We start from the raw sequence: 16,210 nt of genomic DNA on the forward strand, positions 1-16,210 counted from the left end.
ATGAGCACCGCTCCCGCCTCCGCCTCCGGGTCCGCACACGCGGGCCCGGAGGCGGGCGCGCCCGCTCCGGCGGGCACGACCAAGCCGCTCGCGCCGAGCTTCGACAGCGTGACGCCGGTGCCCGTCGCGGCGCCCGCACCCCCACCCGCGGTGCGCGTCGACGGCGTCTCCAAGCGCTTCGGCGCTGGGCCGGTCGTGCTCGAGGACGTGTCGCTCGACATCGCGCCGGGCGAATTCGTGTGCCTCCTGGGCGCGTCGGGATGTGGCAAGTCGACTCTGCTCAACCTCATCGCGGGCCTCGACCGGCCCACCGCGGGCCGCATCGAGACTCCCGACGAGGGCTCGGCGGTGATGTTCCAGGAGTCGGCACTCATGCCGTGGCTCACGGCCCGCCGCAACGTCGAGCTCGCCCTGCGTCTGCGCGGCGTCCCGCGGGGGGAGCGTCGCGAGAAAGCGCTGTCACTGCTGGATGCCGTGAATCTGGCGGATGCCGCGGAGAAGCGTCCTCACGAACTCTCGGGCGGCATGCGGCAGCGCGTCGCCCTCGCCCGCGCGCTCGCTCAGGACAGGCCCGTCCTCCTGATGGACGAGCCGTTCGCAGCGCTCGACGCCATCACCCGCGACCTCCTCCACGAGGAGCTCGAGCGCGTGTGGCGTGCCACCGGACGCACCATCGTGTTCGTGACCCACAACGTCCGCGAGGCCGCCCGCCTCGGTCAGCGCGTGGTGCTGATGGGCAGTCGCCCGGGTCGCATCGTGCAGCAGTGGCAGATCGCGAAGACCACGGGCCGTCGTATCGAGTCCCCCGAGGTCGCCGCCCTCTCGGTGGAGATCACCGAGCAGCTGCGCAAGGAGATCCGCCGAAATGCCGCATGACACCACCGCGACCATCGCTCGCGACACGATCGACGCGAAATCGGTGCTGCCCGACGACCTCCGCAGCCTCTCGACGGGGCTCGACCGGCTGCAGACCGACGCCGAGCGCGGTCCCAGCCGCTGGCGCCGCTTCGCCCAGAGCGTCGTGCCTCCCGTGGTCTTCGTGATCCTCCTGATCGTGGCGTGGCAGCTGTACGTCGTGATCGCTGAGCCTCGGCCCGACAAGGTGCCCAGCCCCGCCGATGTCTGGAACGCGCTCGGCCTCGCGTGGGAGACCGGCCGCCTGCAGGAGGCCGTCGCGACGAGCCTCGAGCGCGGCGTCGTCGGCTTTCTCATCGCGATCGTCGTCGGAACGCCCCTCGGCCTGCTGCTGGCAGAGGTGCGCCCGATCCGGCGCGCCGTGGGGCCGATCATCTCGGGTCTGCAGGTCCTCCCGTCCGTCGCGTGGGTGCCTGCCGCCATCATCTGGTTCGGCCTGTCGGACGCCACCGTCTACTTCGTCATCCTCATGGGCGCCATCCCGTCGATCGTCAACGGCCTTATCGCCGGCATCGACCAAGTGCCGCCGCAGCTCCGCCGCGTCGGCACGGTACTGGGCGCCTCACGGTGGCAGCTGGCCACGTCGGTGATCCTCCCCGCCGCACTGCCGGGATACCTCGCGGGCCTGAAGCAGGGCTGGGCCTTCTCGTGGCGCTCGCTCATGGCAGCGGAGATCATCGCGACCGGCGGCTCGATCGGCTTCGGCCTCGGCTCGATGCTGCAGCAGTCGCGCGAGCTGGCGGACCTCGCCGGCGTGCTGGCGACGATCATCCTCATCCTCGCCATCGGCATCCTCATCGAGCTCGTCTTCTTCGGACCGCTGGAGCGACGGATGCTGAAGCGCCGGGGCCTGCTCATCTCGGGAGGTTCGCGATGACCGCGGTCGGCAAGGTCTGGCTCGTCGGAGCCGGACCGGGCGATGCTGGCCTGCTCACCGTGAAGGGCCTCCGCGCCCTCGAGGCGGCGGACGTCATCGTCGCCGATCGGCTCGGCGCGCGCGCGGTGCTCGACGGTCTGGAGGCCGACGGGATCGAGCTGCGCGCCGAGGTGGTCGACGTGGGCAAGCGCCCCGGCCACCACGCCGTGCCGCAGGACGCCATCAACGCGCTGCTCGTGCACCTCGGCCAGGAGGGCAAGACCGTCGTCCGCCTCAAGGGCGGCGACCCGTACGTCTTCGGCCGCGGCGGCGAGGAGCTCCACGCCTGCCAGGAGGCCGGCGTGCCCGTCGAGGTGGTGCCCGGCATCACCAGCGCCATCTCGGTGCCCGCGATCGCCGGCATCCCCCTGACCCATCGCGGCGTCGCGACGGCCTTCACCGTCGCCACCGCCCACGACCAGATCGAAGCCCTCGGCGGCGGCCGCGACCACACGGTCGTGCTGCTCATGGGCATCGGCACACTGGCGAACTCCGCGATCACACTGGCCCGCGGTCACCGCGGTGCGGACTGCCCCGTCGCCGTCGTGGAGGACGGCTACGGGCCACGCCAGCGGGTCACCGTGGGCACGCTCGCGACCATCGCGCACCAGGCCGCGGAACGAGGCATCCGTTCCCCCGCCGTCGTGGTCGTCGGCGACGTCGTCCGGCTCAGCCCCTACGCGCCCGCCGAGCTCGCGACCCTCGATCTCTCCCAGTACGACCCGCTCGCACCCGAGCGCCTCCGAAAGGCCCCCACGCAGTGACTTCCTCGAGCCTCCAGAACCTCCGCGTCGCGATCGTCGGCGCCGGTCCCGCCGGCATCTACGCGGGCAACATCCTCACCAACTCGGTCGTCGAGGCGGGCGGAACCGTCGCCATCGACCTGTTCGAGTCGCTCCCGGCACCCTACGGACTGATCCGCTACGGCGTCGCGCCCGACCACCCCCGAATCAAGGGCATCGTCAACTCGCTGCACGAGATGCTGGATGCCGGCACCACGCGCTTCATCGGCAACGTCGAGGTCGGCCGTGACATCTCGATCGACGAGCTGCAGGAGCGCTACGACGCCGTGATCCTCGCCACCGGCGCGATCCGCGACGCCGCGCTCGACATCCCCGGCATCGATCTCGAGGGCTCCTACGGCGCGGCCGACTTCGTGGCGTGGTTCGACGGCCACCCGGACGTGCCCACCGAGTGGACGCTCGACCAGCGCGAGGTCGCGGTCATCGGCAACGGCAACGTCGCACTCGACGTCGCCCGTATGCTCGCCAAGCACGCCGTGGACCTCCGCTCGACCGAGATCGCCGACAACGTGCTCGCCGGACTCGAAGCCTCGGCCGTCACCGACGTGCACGTGTTCGGCCGCCGCGGCCCCGCCGACATCAAGTTCACGCCCATCGAGCTGCGCGAGCTCGGCGAGGTGCCGAACGTCGACATCGTCGTGCACGACGAGGACTTCGCCCACCTCGAGGGCATCGTGCCGGCGAACAACCAGCTGAAGGTCATGCTCCGCATCCTGCAGAGCTGGCGCACACGCGAGTCGACCGGGGCCAGCCGCCGCCTGCACCTGCACTTCTACCACTCGCCCGTCGAGGTGCTCGGCCACGGCAGGGTCGAAGCCGTCCGCTTCGAGCGCACCGAGCCCACCGGCGAGGGCAGCGCGGTGCGCGGTACCGGCGAGTTCCGCGAGATCGCGGTGCAGCAGGTCTACCGGGCCGTCGGGTACTACGGCACTCCGGTCATCGACGCGCCGTTCGACGAGAAGGCCGGCGTCGTCTCGAACGTCGAGGGACGCGTGAAGGATGCTGCTGTGACGGGTGACACGGAGGCTCCCGTGATCGCCGGGCTCTACGCCACGGGCTGGATCAAGCGCGGGCCTGTCGGCCTCATCGGCCACACGAAGTCCGACGCGATGGAGACCATCGCGCACCTCGTCTCGGACGTCCGGGATGGACGCCTGTCGGCCCCGACCGTGGACGCAGACGTGCTCGACGTGCTCGAGGAGCGCGAGGTCGCCTACACGACATGGGACGGCTGGCTGGCCCTCGACGCGCACGAGCGCGAGCTGGGTGCGAACCACCTTCACACGCGCGAGCGTGTCAAGGTCGTGCCCCGCGACGAGCAGGTCGCGATCTCGCGAGGAGCGCTCGTCCCGTGACCTACGTGATCGCCCTGCCGTGCGTCGATGTGAAGGACCGCGCCTGCATCGACGAGTGCCCGGTGGACTGCATCTACGAGGGTGAGCGGTCGCTGTACATCCACCCCGACGAGTGCGTGGACTGCGGCGCCTGCGAGCCGGTGTGCCCGGTCGAGGCGATCTACTACGAGGACGACCTGCCGGAGGAATGGCAGGACTACTACACCGCGAACGTCGAGTTCTTCGACGACATCGGGTCGCCCGGCGGTGCGGCCAAGACCGGCGTCATCGCGAAGGACCACCCCGTCATCGCGGCGCTTCCTCCCCAAGGAGACGGCCATGACTGAAAGCGCTCGCCCCGACCGCGACGCCCGCCCCGCCGCGCCCTCGACCGAGGTCGACGTCGTCATCGTCGGCGGCGGCCCCGCCGGGCTGTCGGCCGCGCTCAACCTCGGACGCGCCCGCGCGTCCGTCGTCCTCGTCGACGCCGGTCGTCCGCGCAACGCCGCGACCCTGCGTTCGCACGGCTTCCTCACGCGCGACGGGGTTCCGCCGCTCGAGCTGCGCAAGCTCGCACGCGCCGAGCTCGCCGCCTACCCCGATGTGCAGGTGTTCGACCGCACCGTCGTGACCGCGCTGCAGGAGCGGGACTGCGGCGAGGGACTCCGCTTCCTCGCGGCGCTCCAGGGCAGGGGCGCCGGTATCCCGCCCGCGGTCGCCGCGCGCTCCGTGCTCGTCGCGACAGGGCTGCGCGAGACGCTCCCGGCCATTCCCAGCCTGCGCGCCTTCTACGGAATGACCCTCTTCAGCTGCGCCGCATGCGACGCATGGGAACTCCAGGACCGGCCGCTCGCCCTCATCGGCGAGACCCGCGACCTCGCCGCGCGGGCCCGGCTCATCGCCCGCTGGACCGACCGGCTCACGGTCTTCACCAATGGCACCGATGCCGTGGACACGGTCGAAGAGGCCGAGCTCGCAGCATCCGGGATCGTCGTCGAACGACGGGTGATCGACGACCTCGAAGGCGACCGCGGCACGGTGACGGCCGTACGCCTCGCCGACGGCGCGCGCGTCGAGATCGACGGCGGGTTCGTTCGCCCGCAGTGGCACCCGGCGCTCGACTTCGTGGGAGGAATCGACCTCGAGCGCGACGGGTCCGGCAACCTGGTGACCGATCGCTCCGGACGCACGTCGGTGCCCGGGCTGTATGCGGCGGGGGATGCCGCGTCCCCGGGTCCGCAGCAGCTCATCGTCGCCGCGGGCCAGGGTGCCCGGGCGGCGGCCGTGCTCGTTCACGATCTCGTCGGGGTGAGCACCGCTCACTGAGCCGGCGCGCACTTCCGAGGGGCGCCGCAGGGTGTTCACCGATCGGACACCCGTCCGTTCGGCTTCCGGACGCCGCGATCGACGATGATGTCGCCGATGTCCGACGACCTGACCGACGACGCCGCGGGCGAGCTGCAGGCGCTGCGGCTGCGCGCCTACGGACCCGATGCCGACATCGACGACGATCCGCAGGCGCTGAGCCGGCTGCGCGAGCTCGAAGCGCGAGCCGCCGGTGCGACAGAGGCTGACATCCCTCTGGTCACCGTGGTCGCGCCTGCGACGACCGGGCAGGACGAACCGCCGGACGCGGTGTCGGGCGTGACGGTCCCGTGGTGGGAGCGACACCGCCCGCTCCTGTGGGGCGGATCGCTGCTGCTCGCGGTGCTTCTCGGCGCTGTGGTGGCGTCTGTGCAGCTGCCGTCGGGTCGAGAGCAGGTCGCTGTCCTCGGCGAGGACGCCGATGGGCTCTGGCCGGAGCAGATGTGGGGCGCGCGGCCGCCGGACGGCGTGACGTTCGATGAGTACCTCGGCCTCACCGCGATCGCCTCTGCCCGCGACTTCGGCAACGGCACCAACAGCACGTGCCTGTGGGTGTACGACTCGGACTCGGTCAACTTCGGCCTCTCGGCCGGATCGTGCGCCACCGGTTCGGCCCCCTCGTCGACGACGATCGCCGTCACGGCGCAGGCGCCGCCGGCCCTGCTCGAGGAGTTCGCCGAGGGCACCACGCTGCAGTTCGTCCGCGAGGGCGACCGCGTGATCGTCTACGCGCAGCGACCGTAGGAGCGGCGCGTCACCAGTCGGTGCGCTGGTCGCCGGCGAGCGCCTCACGGCCCGGCGCCAGCATGTCGCGCACCTGTCCGCCGTGGGTGCGGGCGGGCGCGACCGTGTCGGGCCAGTCGGCGATCTGCTGCTCGGCCCACTCGGTCCACGAGACGACGTGGTCGTAGTGGCCGATCATGAACGTGTTGGCGAGCGCGAACAGATGCCTGCGCTCGGGGAACGTGCCGCCGGTCTCGCTGATGAAGGAGGCGTACCGCGCGAACATCTCGCGGTTCTCCAGGGCCTGCTCCCGGGTGCGGGCGAGGGTCGCGCGGAGGTCGTCGAGGGAGCCCTGGTCGGAGAGCAGCACCCGCACCATGCCCTCGAACTCGACGGTCGGCGGACGCACCGGGGTGCGCAGCCACGCTGCGAGCGCCTCACGCCCTTGCGGCGTGATGGAGTAGATCGTGCGGGCGCGCTTGCCGGTGTGCTCCTGCCGGGTCGCCACGAACCCGTCGGCATGGAGGCGGTTGAGCACGGCGTACCGGCCGCGGTCGGCGGACGGCCAGAGCTCCGAGACGCCACGCCCGAGCTGCTCGGCGAGCTGGTACGCCGACCAGTCGCTCCCGGCCAGCAGACCCAGCGTGAGGTATCCCGTGATCGAGGGTTCGCGTTCGGGCACGACAGAGCTCCTTCCCGTAGGCAGTCGGGTCGCGTCGCGGAACAGAAGGTCGCCCTGCGGACGCAGGAACGACCATATACTGCAGATTGCAGTAACCATCGGCACGGCAACCTGTGTGGGGACACGGGCCGTCGCCGTGGGTGGGACTCACGCGTGGGGACGCGGGCTCACCTTGGCGGCGGGCGATCTGGGGATCGCCCGCCGCACATCTTCCCGCCCGAGGGTCAGCGCCGGGTCTGCTCCGATCCCGACAGCCGCTGCGCGAGGTAGATGGGCACGATCGACACGATCACCAGGACCACGGCGATGACCGAGACGACCGGCGCCTGGTTCGGGCGGAACATGTTGTTGAGGATGTAGATCGGCAGCGTGGTCACTCCGGACCCCGCGGTGAACGTCGTGACGATGATCTCGTCGAAGCTCAGCGCGAACGCGAGCAGCGCCCCGGCGAGCAGCGCCGAACGCAGCTGCGGGAAGGTCACGAGGCGGAACGTCGTCCAGATGCCGGCCCCGAGGTCGGCCGACGCCTCCTCGAGATTCGTCCCGGTGCGGCGGAGGCGCGCGATGACGTTGTTGAAGACGGTCACGATGCAGAAGGTCGCGTGCGCGATCACCACCGTCCAGATCGACAGCGGCACCCCCATGATGGTGCGGAAGAAGTTGTTCAGCGCGATGCCCGTGATGATGCCGGGCAGCGCAATCGGAAGGATGATCAGCAGCGAGATCGCGTCATGGCCGAAGAACTCGAACCGCTGCAGCGCGAGCGAGATGAGGGTGCCGAGCACGAGCGAGATCGCCGTCGCGACCAGCGCGATCACCACACTCGTGCCCACCGCTTCGAGTGCGCCCGTGCTCTGGAACGCCTTGCCCCACCACTCCAGCGTGAAGCCGGGTGGTGGCCAGCTGAGCGATGTCGACGTCGAGAACGAGTTGACGAGGACCACGAACAGCGGCAGATAGACGACCAGCAGGATCAGCACGGTGACGACGCCGAGTACCGTGCGGGAGAGTCGCGAGAGTCGCATCGCCGGGTTCCTAGAGGTTGTTCAGGGCGCCGGTGCGGCGCACCAGGGCGAGGTAGCCGAAGATGATCACGATCGGGATGAGCGCGATCGCCGCCGCGAGCGGCAGGTTGTTCGCCGCCCCGACGTTCGTGTAGACGAGGTTGCCGAGCATCTGGTTGGTGCCGCCCACGATGTTGACGGTGATGTAGTCGCCGAGCGACAGCGAGAAGGCGAAGATCGTGCCCGCGATGATCGCGGGGAACGCCAGCGGCAGAACGACGGAGACCAGCGTGCGCCAGGACTTGCCCCCGAGATCAGCGGATGCCTCGAGCAGCGAGTCCGGTACGCGCTCCAGCCCTGCGTAGATGGGCAGGATCACGTACGGCAGCCACAGGTACGACAGCGTGATGACCGTCGCGGTGAGCCCATACCCCGGAGTGTGCAGGCCGAACGGGGCGAGGATCCACTCCAGGATCCCCTCCTGCGACAGCACGGCTCGCCAGGCGTACGCCTTGACGAGATAGCTCGCCCACAGCGGCATCAGCACCGCGATCACGAGCAGCCGCTGCGCGCGCGGCGACGCGACCTTCGCCATGTAGAACGCGATCGGGAGCGCGACAACGACGTCGATCACGGTCACCAGCAGCGCGATGCCCACCGTGCGCAGGGTCACCGTCTGGTAGAGCGAGCCGGTGACGACGGTGACGATGTTGTCGAGCGTCCACTCTGTGATGATCTCGCCGGTGAAGGAGTCCACCTGCCAGAACGCCGTCACCAGCAGCAGGGCGAGCGCCACGATGTACACGACGACCAGCCAGAACAGCGGTGCCGTCAGGAGGAACGCCAGCCGGAACCGCGGATGCGCGCTCAGCCACGCCGAAGAGCGTCGCGCGGGCGTCACGCGGGGCGCCGGCACCGTGCGGGCCGGCGGCGGAGCAGTCGCGGTGTCGGTCATCGAGTGCCTCCGGGTTCGGGGTCGGTCGATGCCGGGGGCGGCGGCATCCGTCCACCCCCGGCGTGCTGCGAAGGGATCAGCCCTTGATCTCGGACCAGGCCTCGGTCCAGGCCGAGTAATCCATGCACTCGACGTCGGTGCGACCGTCGAGGCACTCGGCGATCGGGGTCGTCCAGTACCAGATCTGCGATGCGTAGTCGGCGTCACCAGCGTGGTACGCCTCGCAGTCCTCGCGATAGTCGCAGGCCGCGTCGTTCGACGGCGCCTCGCCGAAGTACGAGGTGGCCACGCCGTTGACCTCCGGGCTCGCGATCCAGTCGAGCCACGCGTACGAGCAGTTCGGGTGCTTCGTCGTGGAGGAGATCATCCACGTGTCCGACCAGCCGGTGGCCCCCTCGTCGGGCAGCACGACGTCGGTGGCCGCGCCCTCGCCGGCGAGGACGTTCTGGATGACCTGCCACGTCGTGCCCGCGACGGAGTCGCCGGTCTCGAACGCCTGGATCTCCTTCAGGTAGTCGGACCAGTACTCGCCGACATGCTGGCGCTGCTCCTTGAGCAGGTCGACGGCCGCCTGGAACTGCGTCTCGTCCAGCGCGTAGGGATTCTCGATCCCCAGGTCGGGCTGGTGGGCCATCAGGTAGACGGCGGCGTCCGCGATGTAGATCGGGTTGTCGTACGCCGTGATCTTGCCCGAGTAGTCCGCCGCGTCGTCGAAGACGACCTCCCACGAGGTGGGCGCCGGCGTCACGACATCCGTGTTGTACAGGAGCAGGTTGGCGCCGTAGCCGTGGGGCACGCCGTAGTGCTCGCCGTCGACGGTGTTCCACGGCTGGTCCTTGAGGAAGTCGTAGATGCCCTCGTAGCTCGGGATGAGGTCCACGTTCACCGGCTGCACGTCACCCGCCGCGACGAGGCGGAGCGAGGCGTCGCCCGAGGCCGAGACGACGTCGTAGTCGCCGGTCTTCATCAGGGTGACGGCCTCGTCCGAGGTGTTGAACGTCTTGGACGTGACCTGACAGCCGGTCTTCTCCTCGAACCCCGAGACCCAGTCGTAGTCGGGGTCGTTGCTGCCGTCCTCGACATAGCCGGCCCACGCGATGATCGAGACTTCGTCTTCGTAGTCTCCGAGCTCGTCGACGGCTTCCGTCGGCGAGCTGCTGCCGCTGGACGTGCCGCAGCCGGCCAGGACGGCGATCGACCCGACCGCCAGGGCGGTCGCGGCGAACCGCGCTCCGCGTGATGTGCGCATCATGGTGTTTCCTCTCGGGTGCTGTGCTGCTGTGTTCCGGGGCTCGGGCGCCCAGGTCTCGGGGCCGGGTCTCACGTGCCCGGCGGGATCAGGGAGACGACGTCCTCGTCGTGCCACGTGACGTGCACACGGTTTCCGCGATCGTCGTCCGCCAGGCGGGTGCGGTCGTTGCGTTCGAGCACGGTCACCCGCATGCCGGCATCCAGGTCGATGACGCGACGGATGCCGCTTCCCACGTAGATCGACTCGACCACGGTCCCCTCGGCCGAGTGCTCTCCCGGCGCCGAGGCGGCCGACGAAGCCAGCGTGAGCTTCTCGGGGCGGATGGAATGCTCGCCCTCTCGCCCGATGAGGGCCGCGGACCGCTCGTGGTCGAACAGGTTGGATGTGCCCACGAAGTCCGCCACGAAGCGCGACGCCGGACGCTCGTACAGATCCTGCGGAGTGCCGAGCTGGATGATCCGGCCGTCGTGGAAGACCGCGATCCGGTCGGAGAGCGTCAGCGCCTCCTCCTGATCGTGCGTGACGAAGATGAAGGTGATGCCGAGGTCGCGCTGGATCTGCTTGAGCTCGACCTGCATCTGCTCGCGGAGCTTGAGGTCGAGCGCGCCGAGCGGTTCGTCGAGCAGCAGCACCTTCGGCTGCACGACGGTGGCGCGGGCGAGCGCGACCCGCTGGCGCTGACCGCCCGAGAGCTGCGACGGCTTGCGCGCGGCCAGCTGGTCGAGGCGCACCGCGGCGAGCGCCGTCATCGCCAGGTCGCGGCGCTTCGCACGCCCCATCCCCCGGACGCGGAGCCCGTAGGCGACGTTGTCGAGAACCGTCATGTGCGGGAACAGCGCGTAGTCCTGGAAGACGGTGTTCACGTCGCGGTCGAAGGGCGCCTTCTTCGTGACGTCCTGTCCGAACAGCTGGATCGTGCCGTCGGTCGGCTGCTCGAAGCCGGCGATCAGCCGCAGCACGGTGGTCTTGCCCGATCCCGAGGGCCCCAGCATCGAGAAGAACTCGCCGGCGGCGATCTCGAGGTCGACGTGGTCGACGGCGGTGACGGCCCCGAACTCCTTCGTGAGGCCGGTCAGCCGGATGGCGGGCTGCTGCGCGGTCATTGACGTCTCCCTCGATGTCGATGCAACTAAATCATATGGATCCATATGTCAAAAGAGGAGTGGCCGTGTTACGGTCGGGTCACAGTTGCGGAGGACGAGTTCTTCCGCCGTCCACACGGGAGCCTGATGCCGCACGCGACGGGAAGAGTCGACGCCGCCCGCGCCGTCGTCTTCGCCCCCCTCGACGGCACCGGCAGGGCCGAGCTCGTCGAGAAGCGGCTCACCGATGCGATCGTGACCGGCGTCCTCCACGACGGCGAACGGCTGCCCACAGAAGCCGACCTGTCACGCAGCCTCGGGGTGGCCCTCGTCACCGCGCGCGAGGCGCTGGAGGTGCTGCGCGACAAAGGGCTCGTCAAGACGCGGCGCGGCCGCGACGGCGGCAGCTTCGTCACATTCGACCGCGACGCCGCGACCCGTCTCCTGGAGAGGCGGCTGCGCGAGCTCAGCCGAATCGAGCTGCGCGACTTCGCCCTGCACACCTCGGCGATAGCCGGCACGGCGGCCGAGACCGCCGCAGGCCGCGCAAGCGACGACGACGTCGAGACGCTCGAGCGGATCGCCGGCGCCGCCGATCTGACGACGGCCGGCGGCGCGCGGCGAGCCGTGAGCCGGTTCCAGCTCGAGGTCGCGGCGGTGAGCCAGTCGCCGCGCCTCGTGCACGAGGAGATGCGCCTGCAGGGAGAGGCGGGCTCCCTCCTCTGGATGTGCCTGCGGGAGCAGGAGTACCGTGACCGCAGCGCCATCGCCCGTTTGCGGGTCATCGACGCCATCCGCGACGTCGCACCCGACGAGGCCCGCGCGGAGACGATCACACATATCAACAGCGCCTTCGAATGGCTCATCGACGAGCGAGCGCGCATCGACGCGCGCACCGAGGACGCGGCATCCGACCCGAAGGACGTCCCATGACCACCATCGCGACGAGGTCTCCGGCCGATGTGGCGATCAGCGTCGCCGCGACCATCGACGGCATCTTCGCCATGATCGACGGATGGCGCGATCTGCTCGAGGAGCAGCTCGCGCCCGCCCCCGCGCTGACGACGCAGGCGATCGATCCGCTCGTCGAGGCATTCGCGGTGCCGGCCGTCTCGGGAGAGACGCTGCTCACCGGCGCGGGTTTCGTGGCGGCGCCGGGCGCGCTGACGGACGCCGAATGGCACCTCGCCTGGTGGCTCGGAACCACCGGCTCGACCCACGGGGTGCGCCGGCTGGCCACGATCGACGACCCGACCCACGAGCAGTTCCGCGACTACACCGCACTGGAGTGGTGGCGTGTTCCGCAGGCGACCGGCACCCGGCACCTCACCGGCCCGTACGTCGACTACGTGTGCACCGACGACTACACCGTCACGATCACCACGCCCGTGGTACGCGACGGTGCGATGATCGGCGTCGTCGGCGCGGATGCCCTGGTCGACCGGCTCGAACGCGTGCTCCTTCCTGTGCTGCGCGCGGGCGAGACGCCTGCGACCCTCGTCAACGCCTCGGGTCGGGTCGTGACCTCGACCGACGCGCGCCGCGAGCCGGGCTCGATGCTGCGCGATGACGACCTCACCGCCGCCGTGCGGGCGCTGTCGCCGGTTCCCGTCCGCCTGCCCGGCGGCACGTCGGTGCTCGCCTGCGGCGACACGTCGCTCGCCCTCGTCGTCGGAAGCTAGCGGGCCGGGCGCGATGGGGAAGGATGGCCTCGATGTCAACGCCGACCGACTCCTCGCGTGACGAGCTCGCCGAGCTCCGCGAGCGCGCGTACGGACGCGACGCCGACATCCACGACGACCCGGCGGCTCTGGCCAGGCTGAGCGAGCTGGAGGAGCAGGCCGCCGCCGCGAGCGCCGCGAGCATCGCGGCGAGCGCGCGTCTCTCGACCAATGGCGGAGCCCCGCGGAGGTCTGCGTTCGAGGGCGACGAGGAGGGCGCGGAACGGCCGGGGCTCGCCCCGCCCGCATCGGAGGAGACGGATGCCGCGGCCTCGGCGGACCCGATCGCCCCGGATCGCGACGAGCACGGCTCCCCCTCCCCCGCGAACGCTCCGAGCGCGGACGACCGCGCGGGCGCAGCGGTCCCCACGCCCGCTCATGTCGCCGCTGGCGCGTCGGCGGGAGTCTCCTGGCGCGTGGGCCCGGCTGCCGACTCGGCAAGCGACGCCGGTGACGACGTCGTCGATCCCGACGCCACGAAGACCCCTGAGGCGGCGGCCGTCCGCCCGTGGTGGCGGCGCATCCCCGTCCTGTGGGCAGCCTCTGTCGTCGCCGCGGTGCTCGTCGGCGCCGGGCTCACGGTGCTCGTGCAGAGCATGGAGGCGGGCCGGGTCGGCGTGCTCGGCGTGGATCCCGACGCCGATTGGCCCGAGGAGGTCTGGGGCGGCCCGACGGAGGACTCGCTCGCCTTCGAGTCGTTCTACGGCCTGTCGGTGCTGTCGCAGCCTCAGGTGACGGGCGACGGCACCCAGGGGGAGGTGCCCTGCCTGATCGTCTTCAGCGGAGTGGGCGACAACCCGTCCTATCTCGGCGGTTCGTGCGGCGCGGGCTCGTTCCCCGCGCAGGCGGCGTTGGTGGTCGGAAGACAGGCACCGTCAGAGCTGCGCGAACGCTTCGCCGAAGGCACGGCGCTGCAGTTCGTGCTCGATGGCGAGCAGGTGCACGTCTACGCGCGCGAGCCGGAGATCGTCGAGCCGGCACCCTGAGGGTTTCAGGCGCCGCGGCTCCCGGCATCCGTCGCGCCCACGTCGCTGCGGTGGAAGTTCTGGAAGGAACGGGATGCGGTGGGCCCGCGCTGCCCCTGATACCTGTTGCCGTACGGCCCTGAGCCGTAAGGGCTCTCGGCGGGCGAGGTGAGGCGGAAGTAGCAGACCTGCCCGATCTTCATGCCCGGCCAGAGCTTGATGGGCAGCGTCGCGACGTTGGAGAGCTCGAGCGTGACGTGGCCCGAGAATCCGGGGTCGATGAAGCCCGCGGTCGAGTGGGTCAGCAGGCCCAGGCGGCCGAGCGACGACTTGCCTTCGAGGCGAGCCGCGATGTCGTCGGGGAGAGTGATCTGCTCGAAGGTCGAGCCGAGCGCGAACTCGCCCGGGTGGAGGATGAACGGCTCCTCGGGGTCGACCTCGATGAGGCGCGTCAGCTCGGGCTGATCCTCGGCCGGATCGATGAACGGGTACTTGTGGTTGTCGAACAGCCGGAAGTACCGGTCGAGCCTCACATCGACACTCGAGGGCTGCACCATCGCGGGGTCCCACGGGTCGAGCGCGAGGCGCCCCGCGTCGATCTCGAGCCGGATGTCGCGGTCACTCAGCAGCACGGAGCCAGCCTATCCGGACCGTGCCGTGATGCAGGCCGGGCGCCGTAACAGGCGCGCGAGCGCCGGGAACCAGTTGGACACCGCCGCAATTCGAACTCCAGGCGCCACCGGCTCAGTGGAAGAGGCGCCGCCACACGTTCGTGTCCGCCAGATCGAGTAGCTCGTCGCCGCGGCCGGAGAACACCGTTCGAAGCGCATAGAGCGCGAATCCCTTCGCCTGCGCCGCGGTGATGGACGGCGGGATGCTGAGCTCCTGTCGAGCGACGACGACGTCGATGAGCGCGGAGCCAGGCTCGTCGAACGCGCGCTCCAGCGTCTGAGCCAGCTCGCTCGCCTTCTCAACTCGGTACCCGGCGATGCCCGATGCCTGGGCTATGGCGGCGAAGTCGGTCTGTGCCAGGTCCGTGCCGAAGTTCACGGTGCCTGCGGCCTTCATCTCCAACTCCACGAAGTTCAGGGAGGAGTTGTTGAAGACGACGATCTTGACGGCCAGGTCGTTCTGCCGGATGGAGATCAGCTCTCCCATGAGCATCGAAAGCCCGCCGTCGCCGGCCAGGGCGACCACCTGACGGTGAGGTGCGGCGGCGCGGGCCCCGAGGGCCTGCGGTACGGCGTTCGCCATCGAGCCGTGGCTGAACGATCCGATGAGTCGGCGCTCGGGTGTCATCTTGAGGTAGCGGGCGGCCCACATGACCGGTGAGCCGACGTCGGCGGTGAAGATGGCATCCTCGTCGGCGAGGTCGTCGATCAGCTTGGCGAGGTACTGCGGGTGGATGGGTTCCTTGCCGTCGTCGTTCGCCAGCTCGTCGAGCTCCTTCCGCGTGGAGCGGTAGTGCTTGAGGCTGTCGTTCAGGTGGTCGTCGGAGCGGCCGTCGCGAATCAGCGGAACGAGAGCGCGTGCGGTCTCCCCGACGTCACCGACGAGTCCGACATCGACGGGCGTCCGACGCCCGAGCTGTTCTCCGCGGATGTCGACCTGGATGATGGTCGCCTTCTCCGGGTAGAACTCGCGGTACGGGAAGTCCGACCCGAGAATGAGCAGGACATCGCACCGCTCCATCGCGCGGTACCCGGAGGCGAAGCCGAGCAGCCCGGTCATTCCGACGTCGAACGGGTTGTCGTACTCGATGTGCTCCTTGCCGCGGAACGCGTGAACGATCGGAGCCTTCAGCTTCCCCGCCAGCGCGAGCACCTCGGCGTGCGAGCCTTCCACACCGGCGCCGGCGAGGATCGTGACGTTCTTCACGGTGTTCAGCGTCTCCGCGGCCCGTGCGAGCTCCTCCTCGCCAGGCAGGATGCGGGGCGTCGTGGCACGAATCGGTGCGGAGGGACGGCGGATGGGCGCATCGCGGTGGAAGATGTCGCCCGGGACGACGACGACTGCCACGCCCCTCTTCTCAACTGCGGTGCGCATCGCGGTCTCGAGGACCCACGGGAGCTGTGCGGGATCGCTGACCAGTTCGACGTAGTCGCTGCACTCGCGGAAAAGCTCCTGCGGGTGGGTCTCCTGGAAGGAGGAGCTGCCGATCTCCGGACTCGGGATGTGGGAGGCGATGGCCAACACCGGCACTCGGCTTCGCTGCGCGTCGAACAGCCCGTTGATGAAGTGCAGGTTGCCGGGTCCGCAGCTGCCTGCGACGACCGCGAGCTCACCGGTGACGTGCGCTTCACCGGCGGCGGCGAACGCAGCAGCCTCCTCGTGGCGGACGTGCATCCACTCCAGTTCCCCGGAACGCCTCAGCGCATCCGTGAAGCCATTCAGCGAGTCCCCGGGAAGGCCCCATACACGAGTGACCCCGGCTCGGACGAGGGTGGAGATGAAGAGGTCGGCGACGTTCTGCGACATACGTCCACGCTACGT

Annotated in this window: 17 protein-coding genes; 10 read left to right on the forward strand and 7 right to left on the reverse strand. The window is 70.1% G+C overall.

What is annotated here, in order from left to right:
• The 7 genes from J2Y46_RS03645 to J2Y46_RS03675 all read left to right on the forward strand — a co-directional run bounded on the left by J2Y46_RS03645 (nt 1) and on the right by J2Y46_RS03675 (nt 6,077).
• Nucleotides 1-876 carry an ABC transporter ATP-binding protein gene (locus tag J2Y46_RS03645; RefSeq protein WP_084695586.1) on the forward strand — a complete coding sequence of 292 codons (876 nt, stop codon included), beginning with the start codon at nt 1-3 and terminating at the stop codon, nt 874-876.
• The gene (locus J2Y46_RS03650; RefSeq protein WP_045299410.1) at nt 866-1,792 is read left to right on the forward strand and encodes an ABC transporter permease; all 927 of its coding nucleotides are present in this window, start codon (nt 866-868) and stop codon (nt 1,790-1,792) included. The genes J2Y46_RS03645 and J2Y46_RS03650 overlap by 11 nt, the downstream gene beginning before the upstream one ends.
• Nucleotides 1,789-2,595, forward strand: a complete 807-nt coding sequence (cobA, locus tag J2Y46_RS03655) for a uroporphyrinogen-III C-methyltransferase (protein ID WP_310240296.1) — start codon at nt 1,789-1,791, stop codon at nt 2,593-2,595. The genes J2Y46_RS03650 and cobA overlap by 4 nt, the downstream gene beginning before the upstream one ends.
• Nucleotides 2,592-3,989, forward strand: coding sequence for an FAD-dependent oxidoreductase (locus J2Y46_RS03660; protein ID WP_045299414.1), 1,398 nt, complete (start codon nt 2,592-2,594; stop codon nt 3,987-3,989). Before cobA ends, J2Y46_RS03660 begins: the two co-directional genes overlap by 4 nt.
• A complete protein-coding gene (fdxA, locus tag J2Y46_RS03665) occupies nt 3,986-4,315 on the forward strand; it encodes a ferredoxin (protein ID WP_045299416.1) in 330 nt (109 codons plus the stop codon). The genes J2Y46_RS03660 and fdxA overlap by 4 nt, the downstream gene beginning before the upstream one ends.
• Nucleotides 4,308-5,294 (forward strand): NAD(P)/FAD-dependent oxidoreductase, encoded by a 987-nt coding sequence (locus J2Y46_RS03670; RefSeq protein ID WP_045299418.1) that lies wholly within the window; start codon nt 4,308-4,310, stop codon nt 5,292-5,294. Before fdxA ends, J2Y46_RS03670 begins: the two co-directional genes overlap by 8 nt.
• 96 nt (nt 5,295-5,390) lie before the next feature.
• Nucleotides 5,391-6,077, forward strand: a complete 687-nt coding sequence (locus tag J2Y46_RS03675; protein ID WP_310240299.1) for a hypothetical protein — start codon at nt 5,391-5,393, stop codon at nt 6,075-6,077.
• 10 nt (nt 6,078-6,087) lie between these two features.
• Here J2Y46_RS03675 and J2Y46_RS03680 read toward each other — a convergent pair whose 3' ends face one another.
• From J2Y46_RS03680 to J2Y46_RS03700, 5 genes are all read right to left on the reverse strand, one after another.
• The gene (locus tag J2Y46_RS03680; protein ID WP_310240301.1) at nt 6,088-6,738 is read right to left on the reverse strand and encodes a PadR family transcriptional regulator; all 651 of its coding nucleotides are present in this window, start codon (nt 6,736-6,738) and stop codon (nt 6,088-6,090) included.
• 224 nt (nt 6,739-6,962) lie between these two features.
• Nucleotides 6,963-7,763 carry an ABC transporter permease gene (locus J2Y46_RS03685; RefSeq protein ID WP_310240303.1) on the reverse strand — a complete coding sequence of 267 codons (801 nt, stop codon included), beginning with the start codon at nt 7,761-7,763 and terminating at the stop codon, nt 6,963-6,965.
• Nucleotides 7,764-7,773: 10 nt separating this feature from the next.
• Nucleotides 7,774-8,697: an ABC transporter permease gene (locus tag J2Y46_RS03690; protein ID WP_084695587.1), complete on the reverse strand. Its 924-nt coding sequence runs from the start codon at nt 8,695-8,697 to the stop codon at nt 7,774-7,776.
• A 76-nt stretch (nt 8,698-8,773) separates the two neighbouring features.
• Entirely contained in the window at nt 8,774-9,949 is a 1,176-nt protein-coding gene (locus J2Y46_RS03695) for an ABC transporter substrate-binding protein (RefSeq protein WP_310240307.1), read from the reverse strand.
• Nucleotides 9,950-10,017: 68 nt separating this feature from the next.
• A complete protein-coding gene (locus J2Y46_RS03700) occupies nt 10,018-11,052 on the reverse strand; it encodes an ABC transporter ATP-binding protein (RefSeq protein ID WP_045299422.1) in 1,035 nt (344 codons plus the stop codon).
• A gap of 126 nt (nt 11,053-11,178) precedes the next feature.
• Here J2Y46_RS03700 and J2Y46_RS03705 point away from each other — a divergent pair, with 126 nt between their 5' ends.
• The 3 genes from J2Y46_RS03705 to J2Y46_RS03715 are packed head-to-tail and all read left to right on the forward strand — an operon-like array spanning nt 11,179 to nt 13,738.
• Entirely contained in the window at nt 11,179-11,964 is a 786-nt protein-coding gene (locus J2Y46_RS03705) for a GntR family transcriptional regulator (protein ID WP_310240310.1), read from the forward strand.
• A complete protein-coding gene (locus tag J2Y46_RS03710; protein ID WP_045299425.1) occupies nt 11,961-12,713 on the forward strand; it encodes a cache domain-containing protein in 753 nt (250 codons plus the stop codon). Before J2Y46_RS03705 ends, J2Y46_RS03710 begins: the two co-directional genes overlap by 4 nt.
• 32 nt (nt 12,714-12,745) lie before the next feature.
• A complete protein-coding gene (locus J2Y46_RS03715) occupies nt 12,746-13,738 on the forward strand; it encodes a hypothetical protein (protein WP_310240313.1) in 993 nt (330 codons plus the stop codon).
• Between the two features lie 5 nt (nt 13,739-13,743).
• Here the strand turns inward: J2Y46_RS03715 and dcd are convergent, their stop codons facing one another.
• Nucleotides 13,744-14,349 carry a dCTP deaminase gene (gene dcd, locus J2Y46_RS03720; protein ID WP_045299427.1) on the reverse strand — a complete coding sequence of 202 codons (606 nt, stop codon included), beginning with the start codon at nt 14,347-14,349 and terminating at the stop codon, nt 13,744-13,746.
• Between the two features lie 112 nt (nt 14,350-14,461).
• Nucleotides 14,462-16,195 (reverse strand): ubiquinone-dependent pyruvate dehydrogenase, encoded by a 1,734-nt coding sequence (gene poxB / locus J2Y46_RS03725; RefSeq protein WP_310240315.1) that lies wholly within the window; start codon nt 16,193-16,195, stop codon nt 14,462-14,464.
• Between the last annotated feature and the right edge of the window lie 15 nt (nt 16,196-16,210).

It is taken from the genome of Microbacterium sp. BE35 (assembly GCF_031457705.1).
Taxonomy (GTDB): domain Bacteria; phylum Actinomycetota; class Actinomycetes; order Actinomycetales; family Microbacteriaceae; genus Microbacterium; species Microbacterium trichothecenolyticum.